Origin of the sequence: Sporosarcina sp. SAFN-015, from assembly GCF_051966875.1 — a bacterium.
Classification (GTDB): domain Bacteria; phylum Bacillota; class Bacilli; order Bacillales_A; family Planococcaceae; genus Sporosarcina.
Map to the genome: position 1 here is coordinate 347,547 of NZ_JBQCKP010000002.1, position 22,478 is coordinate 370,024.

General features: G+C 44.6%; 24 protein-coding genes. 13 read left to right on the forward strand and 11 right to left on the reverse strand.

Features of this window, described 5'->3' with window-relative positions:
- The 4 genes from pstC to ACTHPA_RS04815 all read right to left on the reverse strand — a co-directional run bounded on the left by pstC (position 1) and on the right by ACTHPA_RS04815 (position 3,603).
- A complete protein-coding gene (pstC, locus tag ACTHPA_RS04800; protein ID WP_440499024.1) occupies positions 1–954 on the reverse strand; it encodes a phosphate ABC transporter permease subunit PstC in 954 nt (317 codons plus the stop codon).
- 104 nt (positions 955–1,058) lie between these two features.
- Positions 1,059–2,039, reverse strand: a complete 981-nt coding sequence (locus tag ACTHPA_RS04805) for a PstS family phosphate ABC transporter substrate-binding protein (protein ID WP_440499025.1) — start codon at positions 2,037–2,039, stop codon at positions 1,059–1,061.
- A gap of 175 nt (positions 2,040–2,214) precedes the next feature.
- A complete protein-coding gene (pstB, locus tag ACTHPA_RS04810) occupies positions 2,215–3,036 on the reverse strand; it encodes a phosphate ABC transporter ATP-binding protein PstB (RefSeq protein WP_440499026.1) in 822 nt (273 codons plus the stop codon).
- Positions 3,037–3,162: 126 nt separating this feature from the next.
- Positions 3,163–3,603 (reverse strand): YtoQ family protein, encoded by a 441-nt coding sequence (locus ACTHPA_RS04815; RefSeq protein ID WP_381441689.1) that lies wholly within the window; start codon positions 3,601–3,603, stop codon positions 3,163–3,165.
- Between the two features lie 107 nt (positions 3,604–3,710).
- On the opposite strand from ACTHPA_RS04815, the gene ACTHPA_RS04820 reads away from it, so the two are divergent.
- The 3 genes from ACTHPA_RS04820 to ACTHPA_RS04830 all read left to right on the forward strand — a co-directional run bounded on the left by ACTHPA_RS04820 (position 3,711) and on the right by ACTHPA_RS04830 (position 6,373).
- Positions 3,711–5,279: an amidohydrolase gene (locus ACTHPA_RS04820; RefSeq protein ID WP_440499027.1), complete on the forward strand. Its 1,569-nt coding sequence runs from the start codon at positions 3,711–3,713 to the stop codon at positions 5,277–5,279.
- Positions 5,280–5,354: 75 nt separating this feature from the next.
- Complete coding sequence (locus ACTHPA_RS04825; protein WP_440499028.1) at positions 5,355–5,705, forward strand: NIPSNAP family protein; 351 nt, start codon at positions 5,355–5,357, stop codon at positions 5,703–5,705.
- Positions 5,706–5,815: 110 nt separating this feature from the next.
- A complete protein-coding gene (locus ACTHPA_RS04830) occupies positions 5,816–6,373 on the forward strand; it encodes a GNAT family N-acetyltransferase (protein WP_440499029.1) in 558 nt (185 codons plus the stop codon).
- Between the two features lie 81 nt (positions 6,374–6,454).
- Here the strand turns inward: ACTHPA_RS04830 and ACTHPA_RS04835 are convergent, their stop codons facing one another.
- The 4 genes from ACTHPA_RS04835 to ACTHPA_RS04850 form a co-directional block, all read right to left on the reverse strand.
- Positions 6,455–9,106 carry an MMPL family transporter gene (locus ACTHPA_RS04835; protein ID WP_440499030.1) on the reverse strand — a complete coding sequence of 884 codons (2,652 nt, stop codon included), beginning with the start codon at positions 9,104–9,106 and terminating at the stop codon, positions 6,455–6,457.
- Positions 9,107–9,108: 2 nt separating this feature from the next.
- Positions 9,109–9,555, reverse strand: a complete 447-nt coding sequence (locus tag ACTHPA_RS04840) for a MarR family winged helix-turn-helix transcriptional regulator (protein ID WP_440499031.1) — start codon at positions 9,553–9,555, stop codon at positions 9,109–9,111.
- 204 nt (positions 9,556–9,759) lie between these two features.
- On the reverse strand, positions 9,760–10,914 hold the full coding sequence (gene lepB, locus ACTHPA_RS04845; protein WP_440499032.1) for a signal peptidase I: 1,155 nt from the start codon (positions 10,912–10,914) through the stop codon (positions 9,760–9,762).
- Positions 10,895–11,410: an RNA polymerase sigma factor gene (locus ACTHPA_RS04850; RefSeq protein ID WP_440499033.1), complete on the reverse strand. Its 516-nt coding sequence runs from the start codon at positions 11,408–11,410 to the stop codon at positions 10,895–10,897. The genes lepB and ACTHPA_RS04850 overlap by 20 nt, the downstream gene beginning before the upstream one ends.
- 97 nt (positions 11,411–11,507) lie before the next feature.
- Here ACTHPA_RS04850 and ACTHPA_RS04855 point away from each other — a divergent pair, with 97 nt between their 5' ends.
- On the forward strand, positions 11,508–11,969 hold the full coding sequence (locus ACTHPA_RS04855) for a DUF2691 family protein (protein ID WP_440499034.1): 462 nt from the start codon (positions 11,508–11,510) through the stop codon (positions 11,967–11,969).
- Positions 11,970–12,054: 85 nt separating this feature from the next.
- On the opposite strand, the gene ACTHPA_RS04860 is transcribed toward ACTHPA_RS04855, so the two are convergent.
- Positions 12,055–13,620 (reverse strand): DUF4179 domain-containing protein, encoded by a 1,566-nt coding sequence (locus tag ACTHPA_RS04860; protein WP_440499035.1) that lies wholly within the window; start codon positions 13,618–13,620, stop codon positions 12,055–12,057.
- Positions 13,598–14,164 (reverse strand): RNA polymerase sigma factor, encoded by a 567-nt coding sequence (locus tag ACTHPA_RS04865; protein ID WP_440499036.1) that lies wholly within the window; start codon positions 14,162–14,164, stop codon positions 13,598–13,600. Before ACTHPA_RS04865 ends, ACTHPA_RS04860 begins: the two co-directional genes overlap by 23 nt.
- A gap of 358 nt (positions 14,165–14,522) precedes the next feature.
- On the opposite strand from ACTHPA_RS04865, the gene ACTHPA_RS04870 reads away from it, so the two are divergent.
- On the forward strand, positions 14,523–14,717 hold the full coding sequence (locus ACTHPA_RS04870; RefSeq protein WP_440499037.1) for a YwbE family protein: 195 nt from the start codon (positions 14,523–14,525) through the stop codon (positions 14,715–14,717).
- Positions 14,718–15,102: 385 nt separating this feature from the next.
- Here the strand turns inward: ACTHPA_RS04870 and ACTHPA_RS04875 are convergent, their stop codons facing one another.
- Entirely contained in the window at positions 15,103–16,419 is a 1,317-nt protein-coding gene (locus ACTHPA_RS04875) for a solute carrier family 23 protein (RefSeq protein WP_440499211.1), read from the reverse strand.
- 182 nt (positions 16,420–16,601) lie between these two features.
- Here ACTHPA_RS04875 and ACTHPA_RS04880 point away from each other — a divergent pair, with 182 nt between their 5' ends.
- From ACTHPA_RS04880 to ACTHPA_RS04915, 8 genes are all read left to right on the forward strand, one after another.
- Positions 16,602–17,576, forward strand: coding sequence for a Rieske 2Fe-2S domain-containing protein (locus ACTHPA_RS04880; RefSeq protein WP_440499038.1), 975 nt, complete (start codon positions 16,602–16,604; stop codon positions 17,574–17,576).
- Between the two features lie 142 nt (positions 17,577–17,718).
- Positions 17,719–18,522 carry an ATP-binding cassette domain-containing protein gene (locus ACTHPA_RS04885; protein WP_440499039.1) on the forward strand — a complete coding sequence of 268 codons (804 nt, stop codon included), beginning with the start codon at positions 17,719–17,721 and terminating at the stop codon, positions 18,520–18,522.
- Positions 18,522–19,226: a hypothetical protein gene (locus tag ACTHPA_RS04890; protein ID WP_440499040.1), complete on the forward strand. Its 705-nt coding sequence runs from the start codon at positions 18,522–18,524 to the stop codon at positions 19,224–19,226. The genes ACTHPA_RS04885 and ACTHPA_RS04890 overlap by 1 nt, the downstream gene beginning before the upstream one ends.
- Before the next feature lie 99 nt (positions 19,227–19,325).
- On the forward strand, positions 19,326–20,474 hold the full coding sequence (locus tag ACTHPA_RS04895) for a PstS family phosphate ABC transporter substrate-binding protein (protein WP_440499041.1): 1,149 nt from the start codon (positions 19,326–19,328) through the stop codon (positions 20,472–20,474).
- A gap of 22 nt (positions 20,475–20,496) precedes the next feature.
- Positions 20,497–20,736 (forward strand): hypothetical protein, encoded by a 240-nt coding sequence (locus ACTHPA_RS04900; RefSeq protein ID WP_440499042.1) that lies wholly within the window; start codon positions 20,497–20,499, stop codon positions 20,734–20,736.
- A complete protein-coding gene (locus ACTHPA_RS04905) occupies positions 20,733–21,752 on the forward strand; it encodes an NAD(P)H-dependent flavin oxidoreductase (RefSeq protein ID WP_440499043.1) in 1,020 nt (339 codons plus the stop codon). Before ACTHPA_RS04900 ends, ACTHPA_RS04905 begins: the two co-directional genes overlap by 4 nt.
- Positions 21,752–21,928, forward strand: a complete 177-nt coding sequence (locus ACTHPA_RS04910) for a hypothetical protein (RefSeq protein WP_440499044.1) — start codon at positions 21,752–21,754, stop codon at positions 21,926–21,928. The genes ACTHPA_RS04905 and ACTHPA_RS04910 overlap by 1 nt, the downstream gene beginning before the upstream one ends.
- Before the next feature lie 60 nt (positions 21,929–21,988).
- The gene (locus ACTHPA_RS04915) at positions 21,989–22,456 is read left to right on the forward strand and encodes a LytS/YhcK type 5TM receptor domain-containing protein (RefSeq protein WP_440499045.1); all 468 of its coding nucleotides are present in this window, start codon (positions 21,989–21,991) and stop codon (positions 22,454–22,456) included.
- Positions 22,457–22,478: the final 22 nt, after the last annotated feature.

Here is a 22,478-nt window from a genome sequence, read left to right on the forward strand (position 1 = left end):
TTAGTATTCCTCCCTGAACTTCTTGGAAACAGCCCTTGCAAGAAGGTTCATAATGAGTGTGAAAACGAATAGCGTCATCGCCACTGCGTATAAGCTATAGTAAACTGTTGACCCAGCAGGAGCATCTCCGCCCGTTACCTCTACAATATAAGCGGTCATCGTCTGCATCGACTGTGTAATGTCAAAAGTGAAGTTTTTCGTACTGCCGCTCGCAATTGTCACAATCATTGTTTCTCCAATAGCTCGTGATATTCCAAGGACAAACGAAGCGATGATGCCGGATAAAGCAGCAGGTATGACAACTTTGCGAGTTATTTCAAGCTTTGTGGCGCCTAATCCTGCCGCTCCTTCACGCATTGCGTTTGGAACGGAGCTCATTGCATCTTCGGATAGGGAAGCAATCATCGGGATGATCATGACACCCATGACTAAACCTGGACTAAGAATATTCGTCGCTTGAAGGCTTGGAATGAATTCACGCAAAAGTGGCGTCACAAAAGTGAAGGCGAAAAAGCCATAGACGATTGTCGGTACGCCTGCCAGCAGCTCAAGCACCGGTTTGACGACTTTTCTAACTTTCGGAGACGCATATTCACTCAAGTAAATGGCGGCCATCAACCCGATTGGTGCGGCTACAGCCATTGCTATTAAAGACGAAGTTAAAGTACCCATCAATAAAGGGAGCAGTCCAAACTCAGGGTTCTGGCTTAGTGGTCTCAAGACAGTGCCCGTAAAGAAATCGAGGAATGGCACCCGTTTAAAAAACTCCACCGTTTCGGATAACAGTGTCCAAATGATGCCGATTGTCGTCAGGACAGATATGGAAGCGATCAATGTGAGGAAGATGGGAATTAGCTTTTCGATTCTTCTTCTGATTGAATTGCTGCGCTGATTTTGGTCGATCATGTCTCTAATATTCACTTTATCTGCTTTTGGAAATTCATGATTTATCATTATTGAAACTCCTTCCGGTAAGATGCAAGAGGATGAAGACTGCAGGCAGCCCTCATCCTTTTCTCGTCTAGACTCAATAGCCTAGGCGCTTGCGCTTTTGTTGCTTACAGGCCTTCGAGGAAGCTGACGTTTTCTTTTACTTCAGATTCTGGAATTGGTGCAAAGCCTGTTTCACCAGCGAAAGTATTAATATTGTTCATAACGTAAATTGCAAAATCTTTTACTTGCGGTTTTTCTTTTGCATGGTTCACATTCAAGTATGTGAAGACCGGGCGAGTGAAGTCCGCGTAAGCTCCGTCTTCAGCAATCGTATCTAATGCCGGCTCTACTGGACCATTTCCGAAGTCGACCGCGACAGCGTTCAACTTATCTTGGTTATTGACGTAGTAGCCGAATCCGAAGAACGCGATACCGTTTTTATCTTCAGAAACGAGGTTTACAAGTGTCGAATATTCTTGCTGTAAGTTGACTGAGCTATCCATATCTTGCTTATCAAGAATGCTTTCATAGAAGAACTCATATGTTCCGTGGTTTTCATTCGGTCCCATAGCATTGATCTTTTCATTCGGCCAATCTGGATTAATGTCAGACCAGTTTTCAACAGTGCTATCTGCAAGGAAAATGCTAATTAATTGTTCAGGCGTCATTTCTGTCGCCCAATCATTATCTTTATTGATGACGAAAGTAAGACCGTCCAAAGCAACTTTCAATTCTTTTACTTCAATACCGAGCTTATCCGCTTCTGCAGCTTCTTCGTCTTTGATTTGTCGGGAAGCATCGTTGAAGTCTGTACCATTTTCAACGAGGAATTTCTTGAAGCCTGCACTTGTACCTGCACGGCTCACTTCAACAGAGACGTTCTCTTGTTCGTTCACCATGTACTCCTCAGCAAGACGAGCCATGAGCGGGTATACTGTTCCGGAACCGTCGATTGCAACGCTGCCTTCCAGCTCTTCGCCAGAAGATCCTTGCGCGGAAGCTTTGCCGCTGCCTGAATCTGTGTTGTCATCATCTTTGCCGCATGCTGCAAGGACAACTGCAAACGCAGCCATGACCATGAATAAAAGAAACTTGTTGAACTTCATTGATAAATCCTCCCCTGAGTTATGTTCTAATGTAGATGAAGGAATCTCCCTCACAACTAAATCATAACGGCTGTTTGTTAAGTGAGTATTGTAAAAGTGTAAATGTATTGTAAATTGATTTTAAATGAAAAAATAAAAACCCGCTTTTAATAAGCGGGTTTCTATATCGTAAAGTTTAACCGAATCGGCCGTTAATATAGTCTTCTGTCATCTTATCTGAAGGATTGTTGAAGATAGTCGTCGTGCGGTCATGTTCAACCACTTCGCCATTGAGGAAAAATGCAGTACGGTCGGAAATACGTGAAGCTTGCTGCATATTATGTGTGACGATGGCGATTGTAACATCATTCTTAATAGAACGGATCAATTCTTCGATCTTATGTGTAGATACTGGATCGAGTGCCGAGGTCGGTTCGTCCATCAAAATCACTTCAGGATCGATGGCGAGACATCTAGCGATACATAGCCGTTGCTGCTGTCCGCCGGAAAGACCGTATGCGCTCTTATGCAACCTGTCTTTTACTTCGTCCCATAATGCTGCTTTCCGTAAACTCTCTTCCACGATGACGTCGAGCATCGCCTTGTTGCGGATGCCGTGGACTCTTGGTCCGAAAGCGACGTTTTCATAAATTGATTTTGGGAAAGGGTTCGGCTTTTGGAATACCATGCCGACTTTCGAACGGAGAATTTCGACAGGCATCGCCTTGCCTAAAATATTATTCCCTTTGAAAGTTACATTTCCTGAGATGGAGACATCGGCTGCTGTTTCCACCATCCGATTCAATGTTTTTATGAATGTAGATTTGCCACAACCTGATGGGCCAATGATAGCTGTAACTTCGCGTTCATTAATTGCCAAGTCTATATTCTTTAAAGCATGCGACGTGCCGTACCAGAGATTCAAGCCGTTCGTTTCATAAATCGGCTTCCGCCAGCTTTCATTTCGTACGACTGATAATGGTTTTTCCTTTATACGTTCATGAAGTGAAATTGTCATTTGAAATCCTCCTAGTTGGATTGAGGCTTACGTATAGTGTACGGGAGGATTATTGAGTGAGTATGAAGGCGATGTAAAGATTTTGTAAATGAAAAAGGCCATCCCCGACTCGGATAGCCTTTCATTTCATTCAAAAATATAATGCAATGCCTTCACGGCTTGGTCGACGGTTTCGACAGTGGCATGTGCTTTGCGTGATAGCTCTTTTAACGGATGATGATGCTGTTCGGAACGGATAAGGATAAGCGGCTTGCCGTATGCGACTGCAGCACTCGCATCCATTGCCGTGTTCCATTGCTTGTATTGCTCACCGAATAGAGCGATAACAAGATCGGCTTTCTTCATTAATAGTTCTGTCCGTAAATTGTTAAAGCTAGAAGCGGCTGCGTCTTTAAAAATCGCATTCGGCTGTTTGCCTAAAATCTCTTCACCGATATTATCTGAGCGATCGTGGTCTTCCATCGGGCCGACGAAGTCAATCGGCAAGTTTAAAGCAGCAACTTTCTGTTTCACTTCTTCGCGCCAAGATGTATGGATTTCCCCTGCAAGATAAACCGTTAATCTCATAAAAAATCCCTCCCTGAAATGATGGTTCCATTATAGCATTCATTCGAATTAGATTGCCCAACGTTGCATGAAAGTTTAGAATTAAGGAAAGAAAAGGGGGAATATGAATGAAAACGATTTGGCACAATGGCAAATTGTATACGATGGAAAAGGAAGGAGAAACCGTCGAGGCGTTGCTGACGGAAAACGGTAAAATTATCGCGGTAGGCGATTATCATGAATTAAAAGGTGAAGCGAATAACGAAATCGACCTTAATGGAGCGGTACTCTACCCTGGGTTCATCGACAATCATATGCATATAATCGGGCACGGTCAGAAGCTGCTTAGTCTGGATTTGTCGAAGGCGAAGTCCGCTGATGACATGATGGATATGCTCATGAACGCTTATCCTGATTTGAAAGCGGACGAGTGGTTCATTGGTGAAGGATGGAATGAGAACAATTTTGCGGATAAAAAGATTTTCACTCGCCACGAATTAGACAAAGTGACTGATTCGCCGATGTTTCTGAAACGGACGTGCAGGCATGCGGCTATTGCCAATTCAAAAGCACTTGAACTCGCAGGTATTACGAAAGATACACCAGATCCGGATGATGGGGTCATTGAGCGGGATGAAAATGGAGAGCCGACTGGCGTATTGAAGGAAGGTCCGATGGATCGGATGCTGCAGCTTATTCCAGAGCCGACCGAGGAGATGCTGACAAAAGCGCTTGAGAAATCGGTCGATGATTTGCTGTCGCTTGGATTGACCGGTGCAGTGACGGATGACTTAGGCTATTACGGTGATTATCGAAATCCGTTGCAAGCGTTCAGAAATGTCATAGGGGAAAAGAAAAAGTTTCGTGCGCATTTATTGCGGAGATCGACGGTATTTACGCAATTGATGGAAGACGAAGCAACGTATGATGAGCCGTGGATCGAACCGGGAGAAATGAAGTTCTTCATCGATGGATCGCTTGGTGGAAGCACAGCTTTGTTAGGGGGACCATATGCGAATGATCCATCTACTTCGGGCACAGCAGTGTTGACAGATAAGGAGATCGATGAACATGTGGCTACTGCACGGAAATATGGGCAGGCTGTTGCGATGCATATGATCGGGGACGGGGCGGTTGAAAAAGGATTGGACGCAATTGAGCGCCATCCAGTGCCGGAAGGGAAGCGGGACCGGCTTATCCATGTGAATGTGCTACGTGATGATTTAGTGGAACGAATGAAGAAACTTCCTGTCGTTTTGGATATCCAGCCAGTATTCGTATCGTCCGATTTTCCGTGGGTGATGGAAAAGTTAGGGGAAGACCGATTGGATTGGGCGTATGCATGGAAGCGGTTGATTGACGAAGGATTCATTTGCGGGGCAGGGTCGGATGCGCCGATCGAAGAGGTTGATCCGTTGCTTGGCATTTATGCAGCGGTGACAAGAAGGAAGCCGGGTGAGGCGCATGAAGGGTATTTGCCTCAAGAAAAGTTGAGCATGTTCGAGGCGGTGAGTTTATTCACATCAGGCAGCGCTGCTACAATTGGCAAAGCAGATTCACGAGGTAAGTTAGGTGTCGGTTTTGATGCGGATTTTACAGTGTTGGATAGGGATTTGTTTGAAGTGGATGAAGAGGAGATTCTTGAAACGGCTGTTGAGATGACAGTAGTGGCAGGGGAAGTTATGTATCGGAAATAACAAAAGTATTTTTGGAAGGAAGATAACATGATGTTAATCGTCTGTTATCTTCTTTTCAGCATGTGGGGGGATCTTATGTTTTATAGAAAAAAGTTTTATACTGTGAAAAAAGAGTTTGTCGAAATCTTTAATGAACATTTCAATAAAACCAACTTGCCTAACCAGTTAAAACACGGGTCCAGGTTAATTGGTCGTTGGATGAAGGAAAATGAAGACGATACTGTCGAGATTTTTGCTATTTGGGAATATGACAGTTATGAGGATTATGTGGAAATTGAAACTAAGATAAGAAATGATCATGCTCATGTGGAGCGTGTGAAGGACTGGTACGCAAAGAACGGTGGCCGAGGTTATGTATTGAAGGAATATATTCTAGAGGTTAAAAATGAAGCCATCACATCGACTCTCGAAGAAAAGGCACAGTGATTGACACACTTGGGAAAACGAACTTGCTCAGGCTGATATAGTAATTGATGCTTGCTAAGGTTGAAAACAATGTTAGGCATGGAATTTTTCAATTAATGGAGTGAGAATAAATGATCGATTTAAGTCACAAACCACTACTACAAGGGGAAAAAGTTATACTCAGACCTTTTAAAGATGAAGACTTCCCCTATATTAAAGAATGCTTGCTAGATCCAGAGGTACTAAAATTGACAGGAAGCAGTTCAGATTTTGATTGGGATAAAACTCTTCAGTGGTACAACACAAGAAATGCACAAACGGATCGCCTGGATCTTGCGATTGTTGACCAATCTCAAGGAAACTTAGTGGGAGAGGCTGTGATCAATTTATATGATGAACAGAATCATAGCATGAATTTCAGGATCCTAATTGGACCAAGAGGAAGGAATCGAGGATTCGGAACAGAAGCAATACAACTTATCATTGAATACATATTTACAAATACGACACTTTACGAACTGACCTTAAGTGTGTTTGACTTTAATCCAAGGGCGAAACATGTGTATGAAAAGTTAGGCTTTGTGCAGGTAAGTATCGATAAAAATGATTTGGAGTTTGAAGGACAATGGATTGATTCGATTAATATGAAATTGACGAGGGAAGATTGGCTGGAAAGAAGAATTGTTTAGCGCACAGAAATTGCTTGATCACGGATGAAAAATTAGAAAACGGAGCAGAAAGGCACCTTCCCCTTCCTGCTCTGTTTATATTTATCCTCTAAACGGCCACCAAACTCCACGGCCAAACGATACAGTAATTGCCGGAATAAGCAACGGCAAGATAATCAAACCGTATAACAGCAATCCGGTAATAACAATCGTCGCGATTTGCACGAGGCTCAATACGCCGGATGGCATCATCGCACCGAATGTACCTGCCAAAATGATCGCTGCAGTAATGATGACCGTCCCCATTTTCGCCATGGAAGTAACTAAAGCGTCCCGGACATTCTTCCCGTTTATGCTCTCTTCACGGAACCGGTCGAGCAGGAAGATCGAATAGTCGACGCCTAACGCAATCAGCATAATGAAGCCGAAGAACGGAACTGCCCAGCTAATGCCGTCATATCCGAGACCGTTGACGAAGATGAGCTCTGTAATGGACACCGATGTATAATAAGTGAGCAACAATGAACCAATCATATACGCTGGCATGATTGCCGAACGGAACAGGATGAACAGCACGACGAACAAGCCGACGAGCATGATCGTCACAGTCCGTGTAAAGTCCTTCGTTGAAATATCATTCAAATCGGCATTCATGACGGAAATCCCGCTGAATGCAATATTCGCTTCTTCGAAAGGAGTTCCGATGACAGACCTGTGAATCGTGTTTTCGATATCCTCCACTGTCCCGATTGCTTCGCGGGAATATGGATCCTGTTCGAGAATGACTTCAAGGATGATGCCCGTTTGCTCATCAATCGTATACCGGTCAATGACAGGTTCGAACTCTTCTTCTGCAAGCGTTCCTTTTGGAATGAACAGCCCTGTATCTCGGACGCTCTTCGTGTCTCCCATATCTTTCATCATATCAGCAAGTTCCGAAAGTCCTTCGTGAATCTCGCCAAGACCTCCGTTAGCTGCATCTACACCATTAGCAAGCTCTTTCAAACCACCAGCAAGCTCGCCCATCTGACCCCCTGCTCCGTCTAACTGATTTGCAGCGCCATACAAGCTATTGCTAACTTTGCCAAGCTCGGTTCCTAACGCTTTCAAACCGCCGGCAGCTTGTGCAGCAGGCATTCCTTGTTCAAGTCCACCGGCAATTTGTGCTAACTGATCGTTGATTTGCTTAATGCCGCCAGCAGCCTGACGCAATCCTGCACCTCCTGAAGAAGCTGAATCCGAAGGCAATTCTCCTGTAACTTCATTCAATCCGCCCTGCACTTGGCGTAGCCCGTCTTGAACTTCTGCAAGTCCGTCGACTGCTTCATTCAACCCATCTGCCATCAGCGCAATTTGATGATCGACATACAAGTCTTCAATTAATTCACCAGTCGGGCGGGTAATGGTGCGAACGCTTTTGACGCCATCGACTTTTTCGAGATCTTTGCTGATGGATTCCAAATAGGTGACATCTTGTTCATTTACAATCTTCGTATCTTTTTTCAAAATGACTTGGACTGGCAATGAATCCCCTTCACCGAACGCTTCGGAAATCCGATTCAGTCCCATGACGGATTCCTTGCTGTCATCGATCTCGTCGACTGTGTTGAACGACAAGTCATTGTCATACGTCATCAGAAGCGGAATTGTAATAACAGCAACAATCAGCATCGAAATGAGCGGGCGTGAAACCGACACTTTGCTGAACGCAATCCATACTTTACTGTCTTTATGCGATGCAGCGCCTTTGGAAGGCCAGAACAATTTATCTTTCAATAAAACCATAAATAACGGAACGACCGTGTAAAGAATGAGTAGTAGAACAGCTATCCCGACTGCAACGGCGACTGCTGATTTGAAAATAGGGAAGTCTGCGAATCCGATCGCTGCAAATCCGATGAATACTGCAGCGGCACTGATGAATAGCGTGCGGCCTGCTGTTTTGTATGTGTTAATAACCGCGTCTTCCACGGCGTGACCTTCTAGCAATTCCTCTTTATAGCGGCTTAACAAGAGAATACAATAGTCGGTTCCTAAGCCGAACAGAATCGCCACGAGGAAGATCTGCGTATAGTTTGAAACAGGAAAGCCGAACCAATCGATGAAAAACGCAACAAATGATTGGCTGAGCAAATACGAAATTCCAACTGCCAATAGTGGAACGAAAGGTGTCACGATCGAGCGGAATACAATCAGTAACAAAGCAAAGATCAGAACGACTGTAATCAATTCCGTCTTTTTCAACCCTTCCTGCGCGCTAATATTAACGTCATTGTTAATGATTGCTTCACCTGTCAAATAGACTGTTTCATCTTTAGGCAGAATGTCTGCATGGATTTTATCCGCAAGCTCAATAATTTCTTCCTGAGTTCCGTCCACTGTAACTGGAACGAGGATCGTTTTCTTATCCTCCGAAACGAGCTGTTTCTCCATATCTTCACTTTCAAACGGATCGAGTACATCCTTCACCGGTTTCCCGATCGTTTGGATTTTTTGTGCCACTGCTGAGACATCTTTCTTTAATGCCTCATCGACTGGCTTGTCGAGTGCATATACGAGGGATATCGTATCTTCCGAAGCGCCTGCTTTCTCCAGTATGTCTGCAGCTTTTTGTGACTCCGCCGTATCCGGCAACTGGAACGAACCAGCGTTCTCTGCCTGTTTCGCTAGGTCAGGAGACAAGATGAATAAGATCGCAGTAAGCGCAACAATCCCGATAAAAATGGGCCATTTGAATTTCAGCACATGTTTCATACTTACATTCCTTTCATATGTAAAATATCTTTTAATTTCCGAAACGTGTTAACGAACGTATCAATTTCATGTTCCTCTACTTTTCCGACGAACAGCTTTTCAATGCTTTCATAGACGGCTTCGTCGGACTTTCTGAGAACTTCTTCTCCAGAAGTGGTCAACCGAACAATTTTCGCACGTTGATCATTCGGATCCTTATCGGAGGCAACAAGCCCTTTTTCTACCAACTTCTTTAACCGGGTTGAAATTGCACTCTTATGCACTCCTTGTATTTCGGCCAACTTTCCATTTGATAAGGGACCTTGCGTTGAAAGTATTTTCAGCACTTGAATCTGCTCAGGTGAGTATTCATCCCAAACATCGACATTGACCGATTTTACAACATGCTCGGATCCGTAAATTAACACTTCCTGAAACAACTCGATCGCTTCTTCCAGTTTCTCTCTCAATATAGTAGACCCCCTCAACTAATATACATAGTTTAGGGGGTCTACTAATTTGCGTCAATGGATAAGATAGGTCGCTTGGGAGGGGAGGACGCGAGAAAGCTTGATAGGATGGGGCGTAGGAGGATTGTGACAAAATCGTGGCAGAAACAGAAGACAAACTGAAAGGCACTACGGATGTACCGCGTGCCTTTACTGGATAAGGTATTACTCCGCAGTGCCTGTAATAATTCCTTCAATCTCTCCAATCGGCAGAGGACCATACTCGCGGCTATCGTATCCCCGCCACCATTGATCAACGAGAATGAACACCGTATTTTCTTCAACAGGTACGGCTGCCATGTTCATATTGAAGTACTCCCTTGTTGATTGTTCATCCCTATATACGCTCCTCGGTACCGTATTGAAATACTCTTCCTCACCTGCGCCGCGCCTGGTTGCTTTCCCGTAAAACGTATCAAGCCTCTTTCCGTCGATAAACACTTGACCGCCTTTAATTTCAACCATTTCACCGGGCAATCCGACGACTCTTCCAATATACATGTCAGGAACGGCCGAATTTTTGGCAATGACGGATGCAGGCATACGATAGTAAACGGCTTGCCCCCGCTGTAACTCTTCGAAATCAGTTGAAACGACAAGCTGCCCATGCTCATGGAATTCGAAGTCATGATTACCCCTATCCATTGAATCTATGCTCCATTCGATCAAAAATGTATGTTCCGTCTGTGGGGCGTAATCCAAACGTTCGGGTGTTATGTCATCGGTGATTACCTCAAGAGTGTCCAAATAAATCCTTGTGGAATATTCGACACCGTCTTCACCGGCAAGGATTCGCGGTCCAAGTTTCTCGAAGTGATAAGTGAACCCCGTCTTGCCATCGACCTTAAGTGTGTACGTATCGCCCCTCTGTGTAACTGTGTAATTTTCGTACGTTCCAGGGATTAACAAGGGCTCCTTAATTTTGTAGCCACGTAAGTATGCTTCCCTATCCACTTTGCCTGATATAAAACTTGAACCAAGGAAGTCATCTTTAATTGTCAAGGAAGTTCCATTGAATTCCAAAACGTATCTTGTAGGACTCGTTAGACTTGATTGTTCTAAAAGCATGCCATCCCATGAAGCCGTTACATTCCTTGTATCAGAACCACCAATGGTTGCATATAATCCGACGCTAACTGAAAGTAGAACAATAAGTGAGATGAAGGTAGGGAGCAATGTATTTATCCGAAACGTTTTCTTAGGGTGGGTTGAAGTAAAGATACTCCGGTGTATTTTCTCTTTCTGTAGGGAGGAAGGTTTAAATGGTTGGCCTAGCTTCTCCAACTCTTGCGCTATATCATCATCGGATAAGTGTTTCATTCGTAAAACCACCTTTCTCTAATTCCTCTTTGAACGCGGCAAGTGCCCTCGATAGGCTCATCTTCACTTTTCCTTCCGACCAATTAAGGACGGCCGACGTTTCTTTTGTCGAAAACCCTTGGATTTTCCGCAGGATAATGACTTGCTGGTAACTTGGCTTTAGTTGGTTGAGCGCTTCGTAAAATTGCTTTTGCTGTGTATTAAGAAGGACAATTTCCTCCGATGAACGTTCGTGCTTGGGGTTATGCATATCAAAATAATACGTAATGGGATTCCTCTTTCTGAAATAACTCATCGTCGTCGTGTAGGCGATACGGAAAATCCAAGTTTTGACGAGAGAGTCCCCTTTGAATTGATGTTCATTCCGGATAACCTTCATAAATGTCTCTTGCGACAAGTCCTCGGCTGTATGGGAATCTTTCACGAGCATGAGGATGTAACTATAGACGGCATCATAATATTCATCAAACCACGCTTCACTCGACAAATCATTCACCTCACTTGTTACTTACTTAGACGCAAACTATGAAAATCGGTAACGGGTTTATAGTAAGATTAGGGAAAATCATTAAATAGATAGGGGGGCAAGAGGAATGAGGGGTATTAAGTTTCAAATAAGGAACGTTTACGGCAAACAGTTGGCTGATCTCTTAGTGGATATAGTCGACCCGAAGTGGGTGTGGTCCATCGATCCGGTCGAATCGTATAAGGTGAAGAACGACGCCTTGTCAGATCCGCTTTTTTCGGAAGCAGTTATGGATGGTCCGGAGTTTTTGGAGTTTATAGATACACACGTCCATTATCTCATATTTGCAGACTTGAAAGCTTTCCCAATACGAAAAAATATCGTCGAAGTGAAAAACTATGAAGACTTTATGCGCACTGATTGCCAGCTGGCATTTCTATTAATCGATTCTGTGTACACGCACATTCTATCTAAAGATGAAGAGATAATCCGCAAGTTTGGTGAACGTGCGCGGTCGAAAGGCTTCGCGGAAATCGAGTACCTAACGGATGAAAGGGTGAGTGGAATGCTGCTGACGGTTTGGGGGTAGAGGGGGGCGGCTGTTCAATCGAAAGCCTAGAACGATCCCAACAAAAAACGGCTGCCTATTATACCTAGGCAGCTGTTCTATTTATTCATTCACCAGTCAACGGGACTCTCCATTGCTTCTCAGCAGGGTAATAACTTGTCATTGAAACAAGATACAATGTCAATTCCTCTGGCACTTTTTCCAAACCGTCCAATCGCAAATCGATTGTTGCTATGTGCCGGCCGTTTTTATCCTTTTTATCCAAGATGGAGCTGCTGAAGTTGGCAGGGTAGCTGTTCCCATTGTCATCAACGGCAATATAGCTGCCTAAGTCTGCATCAAGCGAGTCGGCGCTGCCTTCCATTTTGATGACGACAGAACGATCCTTGCCAATCAAAGGTTTTTTCACGCTTTTAATCTCTAATTGAACTCCTTTATAGTCAAAGGCAACTGGATGCTTGTTACTGTCTTTCGGATTAAATGTAAATGAAAGATCTGTAGGTTCCTTTTTATAGACGCCATCTAATACAAATGTCAGCTGTTCTTCATTCTTCGGTACGAATGAATGGATCCAAGCAGTGCCCCTTGATGTACTCAGTTCCTCTCCCAAGCCTTGCAACATGCCTGCCGTGTCTGAATTAGGATTACGTGCTGTTGTATAGATCACTTCTCCTTCTGCATTTTCAATATGATATTCGATTGAAGAGTTATTGCCTAAGATAAGTGAATCCATGCTTCCTTTGCCAAACTGCTCCTCAAACTTGCGCATTGCCTCTTTCGACTTTTTTCTCTCTTCTTCCGTGAAAGCTGTCTCGAAAAACAACTCCATGGAAGAAGGGGCGATTTGCAGTTTCTTCAAACCGACTTCTACACCGTGATGGACAGATCTTGCACTTGTTAAGTCTACCATTTTTGTCAGTTTGCGGTTTTCATGCAAGTCGACAGGGACGTCCAATTGCCAGTTGCCTTTCACTCCATCTAGTTCTGTAAGGTCAAATTGAATTGTCATGTGCTCAATATCGTCTTGATCACGAAGAGAGAACTCGATGAGCCCATAGTCGCTTCCTTGCTGCCAGCCTGTTCCTAATGTGTCTAATACTTCGCCATTTTGATCAACCGCTGTAATTGTGTTTTCATTCAAATACGTATCTTGCGGTTTTCCACCTTTGTTTAACACTTTATACGAAAGAGAGACCCTTGATGAGTCGGCAATAACGTCTTCCACAACAAATGTCAGTCCCTGATCTTCAACTTGCAAATCAACCCGCTGTGTAAGACCAGCATCCGCTGCTATATTCAACCCTTTATCAACTTGGTCGGAAGAAAACAGTCCACCTATAAAATGAGCAAAGGCAGGGTTGACGGTTGCACCGATGCCTACCGCTAAAATAATACCCGCAGCAGTAAGTACTACTCGTTTCCAAACGGCTTTTCGTTGTTTTTTCAATTTCCCGTATGGCTCCAACTGATCCAATACAAGATCAGTGAAATTCTCAGGCAAGGTAGGTGTTTGCAACGTTTCTTCAATGAAGCGCAGTTCCTCTCGAAATGCATTCACAACATTTCCGCAGGACTTGCATGACTGTACATGCGCTTCAATTTCTGCCATCTCCTGTTTAGGTAGCAACTGATCTACAAATTGCGATAGCTTATCCGCCATTGGACATTTCATGAAAATAGCCTCCTTCACGTTTCACTGTTTCTCTCATCTTTTTCTTAGCCCGATGCAGTTTATTGCGAACTGTCGATGTAGGCACTTCCATCACTTCACCGATTTCTTCGTAACTGATTTCATTCACATAACGGAGAAGAATGATGAGGCGTTCGTCTTCGGGCAAAGTAGCAATCAGCCGCTCCAATTGGCGGCTTTTCTCTTTCTTCAGAAAAACCAATTCAGGATGATTCGGTTCGACTACTCTTTCTTCGTCTATTACGATTTGGGTCATCGAATAACGTTTCTTCCGAAATTCATCCATGCAATGATTGATAGCCACCCGGTAGATCCAGCCGGAAAATGAACCGCTGGCGTCATATTTATCAAGGTTACGGTACACTTTGATGAACGCATCTTGAACAAAATCTTGTGCGTCTTGCGGATTTTTCGTCATACGTAAAATGGTCGCATACAGTTGATTTTTATATTTGTTAATAATATGTGCATAGGCTTGTTTGTCGCCCGCTAACACTTGCTGTACCCAAAGCTGTTCCTGTTCCATGGTGACCTCCTAACTGAAACGGACATGCGCATGTCTTTTGGTGTTTCATATAGTATAACGGGTTTACTTACGAGAAAATTTCATGTTAGGTACTTTTATTGAAATGAAAGTTGAAGAAGTATGAAGAAACGGTGGTAAAGTGATGAGAAGCGGTGGTAAAGTATCGAGCATCGATGGTAAATGGTTGTGCATCGGTGGTAAACTGTCAAGCCATGGAAGTAAGGCTTTAAGGTTTGCAAAGATAGAGCGAAAGTCGATAATGTTTTAAGTGCATTATGATAGAATGAGGGCAATTCATTCGAAAAGGGCAAGCCCATGTTGTTCAAAGTATTTTTCAAAAGAGAGAGGAAGCGTAAAGATGGATGGACGTAATCGAAGTGATGTGAAGCCGGGATTGAAAGTCGCTGTTATTCTAAAAAAGGACCAGCGTACCGGTGTAAAGACGGAAGGCATCGTCAAGGATTTATTGACGAACTCGAGCTTCCACCCACATGGTATTAAAGTACGGCTGGAAGACGGGCAAGTCGGAAGAGTAAGCGATATCCTAGAGTAATCTTGCTTAGGGCAATCGCGTTTAGAACGATCCGCCGCGCGCCCAAAGTCAAGAGTACCGCGTCCAAAGCGGGCTGCCGGGCGTTCAAAGTCCAGGGTGCCGCGTCCAAAGCGAGTCGTCGCGCGTCCAAAGTCAAAGGTTCCGCGTCCAAAGTCAAGGTTACCGCGTCCAAAGCGAATCGTCGCGCGTCCAAAGTCAAGGGTTCCACGTCCAAAGCGAGTCGTCGCGCGTCTAAAGTCAAAGGTTCCGCGTCCAAAGCGGGCTGCCGGGCGTCCAAAGTCGAAGGTTACGCGTCCAAAGCGATCCGCCGCGCACCAATAGAAAAATCCAACACATACCAAAAACCGGCGAAAGGACATCATTGTCCTTCGCCGGTTTTCCTATTCTACTCTTTCGCCTTATTCGGCGGAATAATCAAGTTCAACAGCACAGTCGCCATCGCGCCGACTGTAATGCCTGAGGACAAAATATAGTTCGCCCAATCTGGTACAGTTGCGAGTACTTCTTTCGGCAAGACGGTCACTGCGATTGTTAATAAAATTGGAATGCCGATCACCATCATATTGCGGTCGTCGATAATAATTGGCTGAATAACTTTCATGCCGTTCGTAACGATTGCTACGCAGACGATACCAAAAATGCCGTTAATGACAGGTTCTGGTATGCAAGTGATTGCTGTTGATAGTTTTGGGATGAGTCCAAGGCAGACTAAAATGCCGCCGCTTACCATAATGACCGTACGGCTTGCTACACCTGTAATGGCAAGCAGCCCTGCATTTGAGGAATAGCCCGTCATCGGCGTGCTGCCGACGAGTGCACCTGCGAAACAACCTAACCCTTCACCGACGGAAGCGCGGTTCAGACGTTTTTCATCCAACTCTTCTCCCGTGACGGAGGAAACGACAAACCATGTTCCTGTCGTTTCAATTAAGATGATCAAATAGACGAAAATCATGGAAATGATAGCGCCTACGTCAAATATCGGTTTTCCGAAAGGGAGCAGTGATGGCAATGAAAACCATGCCGCTTCCTTCACCGGACTGAAGTCGACTGTACCAAAGAAGCTTGCTGTTATAATTCCGCCTAAAATGGCAAGCAACACCGAAACGAGGCGGAAGAATGTGCCTAATCCTCCTAATCGGCGTCCGAGCAACATGCAAATGATGACGATTGCTGCGGATACTGAGGCAATGATAATGTTGTCACCAATATTTCCTTCCGCAATAAAGATATTATTCAAGCCGACAGGCATAAGTGCGATGCCAACAATAATAATAACTGTTCCGCCGACTAAAGGAGGAATTACTTTTCTCACTGCCTTAGCAAACCATTTTAGCGGATAGCCGATTAAAGCGATCAAAATTGCCCCGGGTATCAAGCTCCCTGCAATGGCTCCAAGCCCCAGCTTCCCGCCGATTGCCGCGATAGCACCAATCGGCACATAAGAAGGTCCTTGAACGACAGGCATTTTAATGCCAGCCCCTGTTTGGATCAACGTCGCGATTCCTGTCGCTAAAAAGCACATCTGAATGAAAAATGCTGTATTTTCGATAGTTAATGATAGCAGCCCTGCAATAATGATAGGAGCAATGTATAAATCCATTGCAAGCACATGCTGTAATCCTAGGATTAATGCTTTTGGTGCACGCACTTTATCATTTACTCCAATTATAATTCCGTTCCTATCATTCTTTTCCACAATTCATTTCCCCACTTTCGTGTGTTGGATTGGTTTAGTTGAATTATAGTTGAAAAAATGACTTTTGTATATAAAAAACCGAACTATTTTAGTTGGTTATTATTATACGTTCGTATTTTATGTTGACGTACCTATATTTTATTGAGTAAAATGAACATACGATAACAAGTCGGGAGGAAGTTGAAATGGTAGAAGATCAAGTATTGCTGGAAGATTGGATTGTCGCTTGTCGTTCGACGGATGTAAAAGAAAAGCCGATCCAAGTCATTTTAATGGGGGAGAGGCTCGCCATTTTCCGAAACAGCAAAGGTGTCCATGCGTTCAAAGATTTATGTATCCATCGAGGGGCGGCTTTATCGCTTGGCGAAGTGAAGAATGATTGTCTCGTCTGCCCGTATCACGCTTGGGAGTATGATGATTCAGGCGCTTGTGTACACATTCCACAATTGCCTGAAGGAAGAGCGATCCCGAAAAAAGCGAAAGCATCGTCGTATAGCTGCATCGAGAAGTATGGCCTCATTTGGGTGAACTTCGCGGGGAATGAACCGGAGATTTTCGACTACAAACCAATGGCAGATAATAGTTACCATAACGTCATTTGGGGACCGCAAGAAGTTGTTGCGAAACCGCCGCGAATTATTGAAAACTTCCTCGATGTCGGCCATCTTGCTGTTGTGCATGTCGGCGCATTGGGAACGGAAACGCATCGTGAAGTAATGGATTACAAAGTGAATAGAGAAGGGGATCGTATCTTTTCGGATGAAATTGCAATTTTCCAACCAGACCCAGATGGTTCGGGTATTCCGAAATACGTTTATTACACATATGAAATCCATCGTCCATTCACGGTCAGCTTCACGAAAAGGGACAAAGAAAACGATACATTGATGACGATATTATTGACTGTTCGCCCGATTGATGAAGAACGCTCAGTGGCATATGGCATCTTGTCTTTCAATTATGAAACAGGTCTTTCAGATGAAGCGATCATTACATTCCAAGATGAGATTTTTGCGCAAGACAAGCCGATCGTGGAAAATCAAAAGCCAGAAGAACTACCTCTTGACTTGCAAGTTGAACTATCGTTAGTATGCGATCGGATGAGCATCGCTTATAGACAGTATTTGAAGGAACTTGGCGTAGAATTAGGAACTGCATAATAATAAGGTGCTGGACAGATTGTTTCTGTTCAGCACCTTTTTTCATTAGTCTGTCGAACAAAGTGAACGTAGACCATCCATTTCCAAATGCTGTATACTTTTGCTAAATGACTAAGCGCTAAAGCAAAGGGGATGAGTGCATATGTCTCTCATTTTAGAAGCTGTTCAAGTTAGTAAGGAAATAGAAGGAAGACCCATCCTGCAAAATATCTCGTTTGGATGCTCCGCTGATACGAGGTTATTAATTCGCGGAAAAAACGGGTCGGGAAAAAGCACTTTGCTTAAAATGCTGGCCGGGATTACTGAACCTTCCAGCGGAAAAATAATAGGAAGTGCTCAAAAAATCGGGTATGTGCCTGAGCATTTTCCGGAGAGCCTGCGATTCAGAGTGAAAGAGTATTTGTTGTTGACTTCATCTTTTCAAGGTGGCTCGAAAGTTTCTATTGAACAAGAACTATTGAAGTTGGCTGGGTTGTTCAGTCTAGAACCGTTTCTCCATACTTCACTTAAAGCGTGTTCAAAAGGAACAAGGCAAAAGGTAGGCATTATTCAGGCTCTCATTACGAAACCAGATCTTCTATTATTGGATGAACCTCTTACAGGGTTGGACGCAGAATCACAGCAGGTCCTCATACAATTGCTGAAAGAAGAACAAATCCCAATCATTTTCACTTCTCATGAGGATACACTCGTTACTAATTTAGCAAAGGAAGTTTTACAGATTGAAACCGGGCAAATCACGCTTCAAATCGGGAAAACAGTACCGAAAAAGAGGATTAGCGTTAATTGCCGTATGAGGGAAGATTTGAATGACCTTCCTGTCAGTCAATTGCACTTCGATGGAAAGATTGCAGTCTTCACAGTCGAAGGGGATGCAAGTGATCACGTACTGCGAGAACTGTTGCGGAAAAATTGTTCCATTTTAGATGTGAGGGAGTTGACGTAATGGTTTCGGGGTTCATTCGCTATCAATTCAGCAGTTATATTCGATCGTTGACATTCATACCTCCGCTCACAATATTCATCGGCTGGATCATTCTTTTCTATACATATAGTGGTGTTCCGATCATGAGCAGCTATGCAGTCACGTGCATCTCGCTATACTTAGTCATGACATGGGTGGCAATGAATGTCTTTGCTTTGGAAGGGGAAAGTGAAAAGAATTTACTTTTTGTGCAACTGCCTAGCAAAAAAGATTATTTATGGGGGAAATGGGTTGTTTGCTTTCTTATTGCGTCTATTTTAGAATTCATAGCGATTGTTTATCCGTTGCTAATAAACAGTTTTAAAGAGACACCTCAGCTTGTTCACATAAGCCTAGCGATTTATGGACACCTTTTTTTTGCGGCTTTCGGTATTATAGTCGGTTCGTTTTTTTCCAATAGTAAAGTGGAATCCAAGAGATTCGCCTGGCTATCGGTGATGCTAGTTATCGCTATTTCGATTGCCCAAGAAGGCATTATCGAGAAAGCGAATATCTTTAAATGGTTGCTGCTACCTTTTCCGCCCGTGTCGCAAATTCTTCGTCATTTCACAGACGAAGCGTTATCGATCGGTAAAAACTTTTGGATGGATGCCGCTTGGGTTGTCTTCTATTCCTTCATTTATCTTCTACTAATAACCCGGCTGTTCTATCGGAAAGAGCGATAAGACAAAATGCAGATGCTGGACGGAATCATACCGTTCAGTATCTTTTTTTAATTCAAAATAATGTATACTAGATGAAAGAGAGATTACGAGGGGGATGGCATGAAAACTCTTTGGGGCATTCTGTCTGTATTGTTCATCTGGGCGCTTGTATTTCCGTTCGCGGCTTTCGGGGCGTTCCTGTTATATGCTTCCAATAAGGCGTTTTTGCTGCCAATGGTTGCTGCGCTTTATCTGGCTTTTGGGGCGATGCTCGTCATGGCACGGTTCGAACTGTACAAGTTTAAAAAGCAGTTCTGGCTCGGTTCGGCCGCACTTGTTGTGATATCGCTCGTATTTGCCATTCCAAGCGTCTATGAAAAAACACGGCCGGTCATCACGGATGGGCAAGTGGATCTGGCTTCCTACCAGCCGCACCAAAAGGGAACAAAGGCAGTAAAATTAGAGAACCCTGCCTCCTTACAGCTTGAGGATAATTTGCCGGTCATCGATGGGGCGACGGCATTGTATCCGATTTACGCTGCTTTCGCACAAGCCGTTTATCCCGAAAAGGAGTATCCGCCGTTCGAAGGCGAGGTCATGTCCAACCGGACGGGGCAGGCGTATACGAATTTGATTAACGGCACGGCCGATATCATTTTTGTATTGGGACCGTCGAAGCTTCAGCTGAACCAGGCGGAAAGTGCGGGCAAGGAACTGAAGCTGACGCCCATCGGAAAAGAGGCGTTTGTCTTTTTCGTCAATGAGAAAAATCGTGTAAAAAGCTTGACGGAGGATGAAATCAAGGAGATTTATTCCGGAAAAATCACCAATTGGGCTGAAGTCGGCGGGCGGAACGATGATATCCGAGCCTTCCAACGTCCAGAAAACAGCGGGAGCCAGACGGCCCTGCAGGACTTCATGGGTCTGACGCCTATCATGAAACCGCCGACAGAAGACGTCATGTCACTCATGGGAACGATCGTCGGCGAAGTGTCCGACTATAAAAATCACCGGAATGCGATCGGCTATACATTCCGATACTATTCGGAGCAGATGGTGAAAAACAATAAAATCCGTCTTCTTCAAGTAAACGGTGTTGAACCGACAGTGGATACGATTCGATCTGGAGAATATCCGATTACGAACGAATTTTACGCCGTGACGGCAGGAAGCGACAATCCACATGTCGAAGCTTTCATCGAATGGATTTTGTCAGATGAAGGACAGGAAATCATAGAGAAGACCGGCTATGTTCCAGTCGGTGAGTGAGTAGATTAATAGGAAGGAGTGCTTGAACTTGATCGTCGCACTTTGGCAAGCATCATTGGTCATTTCGTTTCTTTCATTCTTTTTCGGTTTATTCACCAAGTCGAAAACGTCATTGCTCATCAGCTTTTTAACTTCTTTGCCAATCGCCTATTACTTCTTAGGCGCTAATAATGCATTTAAATTAATGGCGCTGTTTTCGGTATTTCCCTTAGTGATCATGTATTTGTTTTATCGGCATGAAAGAAGGAGAGTAGGCACATGACTCTTCCAAAAAATTTAGGTATCGAGCATCCAATCATCCAAGCACCGATGGCGGGGATTACGACACCGGAATTTGTCGCGGCATGTGCGGAAGCAGGGGTTTTGGGATCCATCGGGGCAGGTTATTTATCAGCAGAAGCTACAAGGGATAGTATCCGCGAAGTGAAGAGGCTTACGAATAAGCCGTTTGCCGTTAATCTATTTGTTCCGGAACAGACCGAAATGGATCAAGAGCAGCTGCGCCAGGCATATTTAGCATTGCACCCGATCGGCAAAAAAATCGGCTTGCCGTTTTGGAAGGCTCCCTTGTCCGAATCGTCATTTGACGCACAAATTGCCGTTATCATCGACGAAGGCGTTAATATTTGCTCCTTTACATTTGGCTTGCCGGACGAAACAGTTATCCGGGACTTGAAGGAGCATGGAGTCTATTTAATCGGCACTGCGACAAACGTTGAAGAAGCGATTCTCGCCGAAAAAGTCGGGATGGATGCAGTCGTTGTGCAAGGCAAGGAGGCGGGCGGGCATCGTGGTTCTTTCCTAAGTGAAGAACTTATAACGCTCGATGAACTGCTGCCTTCCAGTATAGAAGCTGTCCGTATTCCGATTATTGCAGCTGGTGGAATTGCGAACAGGGAACAGCTTGAACTGCAGCTTTCCCGCGGAGCACAAGCCGTCCAGATCGGCACCGCCTTGCTTGCGGCAGATGAAAGCGGGGCGCATCCGCTCCACAAAGAAGCGGTCCTCGCAGCGACTGGGAATTCCACTGTGCTGACGAAGGCTTTCTCCGGAAAACCGGCAAGGGGAATCCGCAATCAGTTCATCGACATGATGGAAGGTGTGCCGATTGCGCCGTATCCGTATCAGAATGATTTGACGAAAAAGATCAGGGCTGAAGCCGCTTCGAAAGGAAATTTGGAGTTCATGTCGCTGTGGGCTGGAGAACGTGTAGGAGAGACAGCCGGGGGAACAGTTGAGGAGATTGTCGGGAGATTTGTAGGGAAGGCGGACGGGTAATGAAAGGCATACTACTTTCTCTATGTGTTGCGCTGTTGCTCGTCGGCTGTTCAAAAGAGAATGTCGAGTCGGATGACGATTACGCATGTACAGACCACTACGGGTCGGTGCATGCTTTTTTTATGGCAAGTTGTTCATTCTTAAATTTTCTTCCATATGAAAAGTTGACAGAATAGAATGATTTGACGTCCTCTTTGCAGTATAATCAGTTACAAACATCACAAGTTGCTGGGGGAATGGATATGTTGGATCTTCTTGTGATCATGCTGGAGCGGGTTGGGACGATTGTGGCGGTGGCGTTCATCTTGACGCGGTTCCGCTTCTTTAAAAATATGGTCCATCAGGATTCGCTTGACCGAAAGCAGGAAATCACGGCCATCCTGTTTTTCGGCTTCTTCGGCATCATCGGGACTTATTTTGGCGTAGCATTCAATACGCAGACGCTACATTTCAATAGTGTGTCGATTGAGTTGACGACGGATGAGGCAATTGCAAATTCGCGTGTCATCGGCATCGTCGTGGCGGGCCTTTTGGGCGGATACCGGCTCGGTGTGGGGGCTGGGTTGATTGCCGGACTCCATCGGATGTCGCTTGGCGGGTTCACCGCTATTTCGTGTGGAATTTCAACAATCATTTCAGGCATATTGGCGAGCGCGTTTTACAAGCGGGGTAACACATCAAGCCACTTGCCGCGTTCGGCATAGGTGCGCTTGCGGAGACGATGCA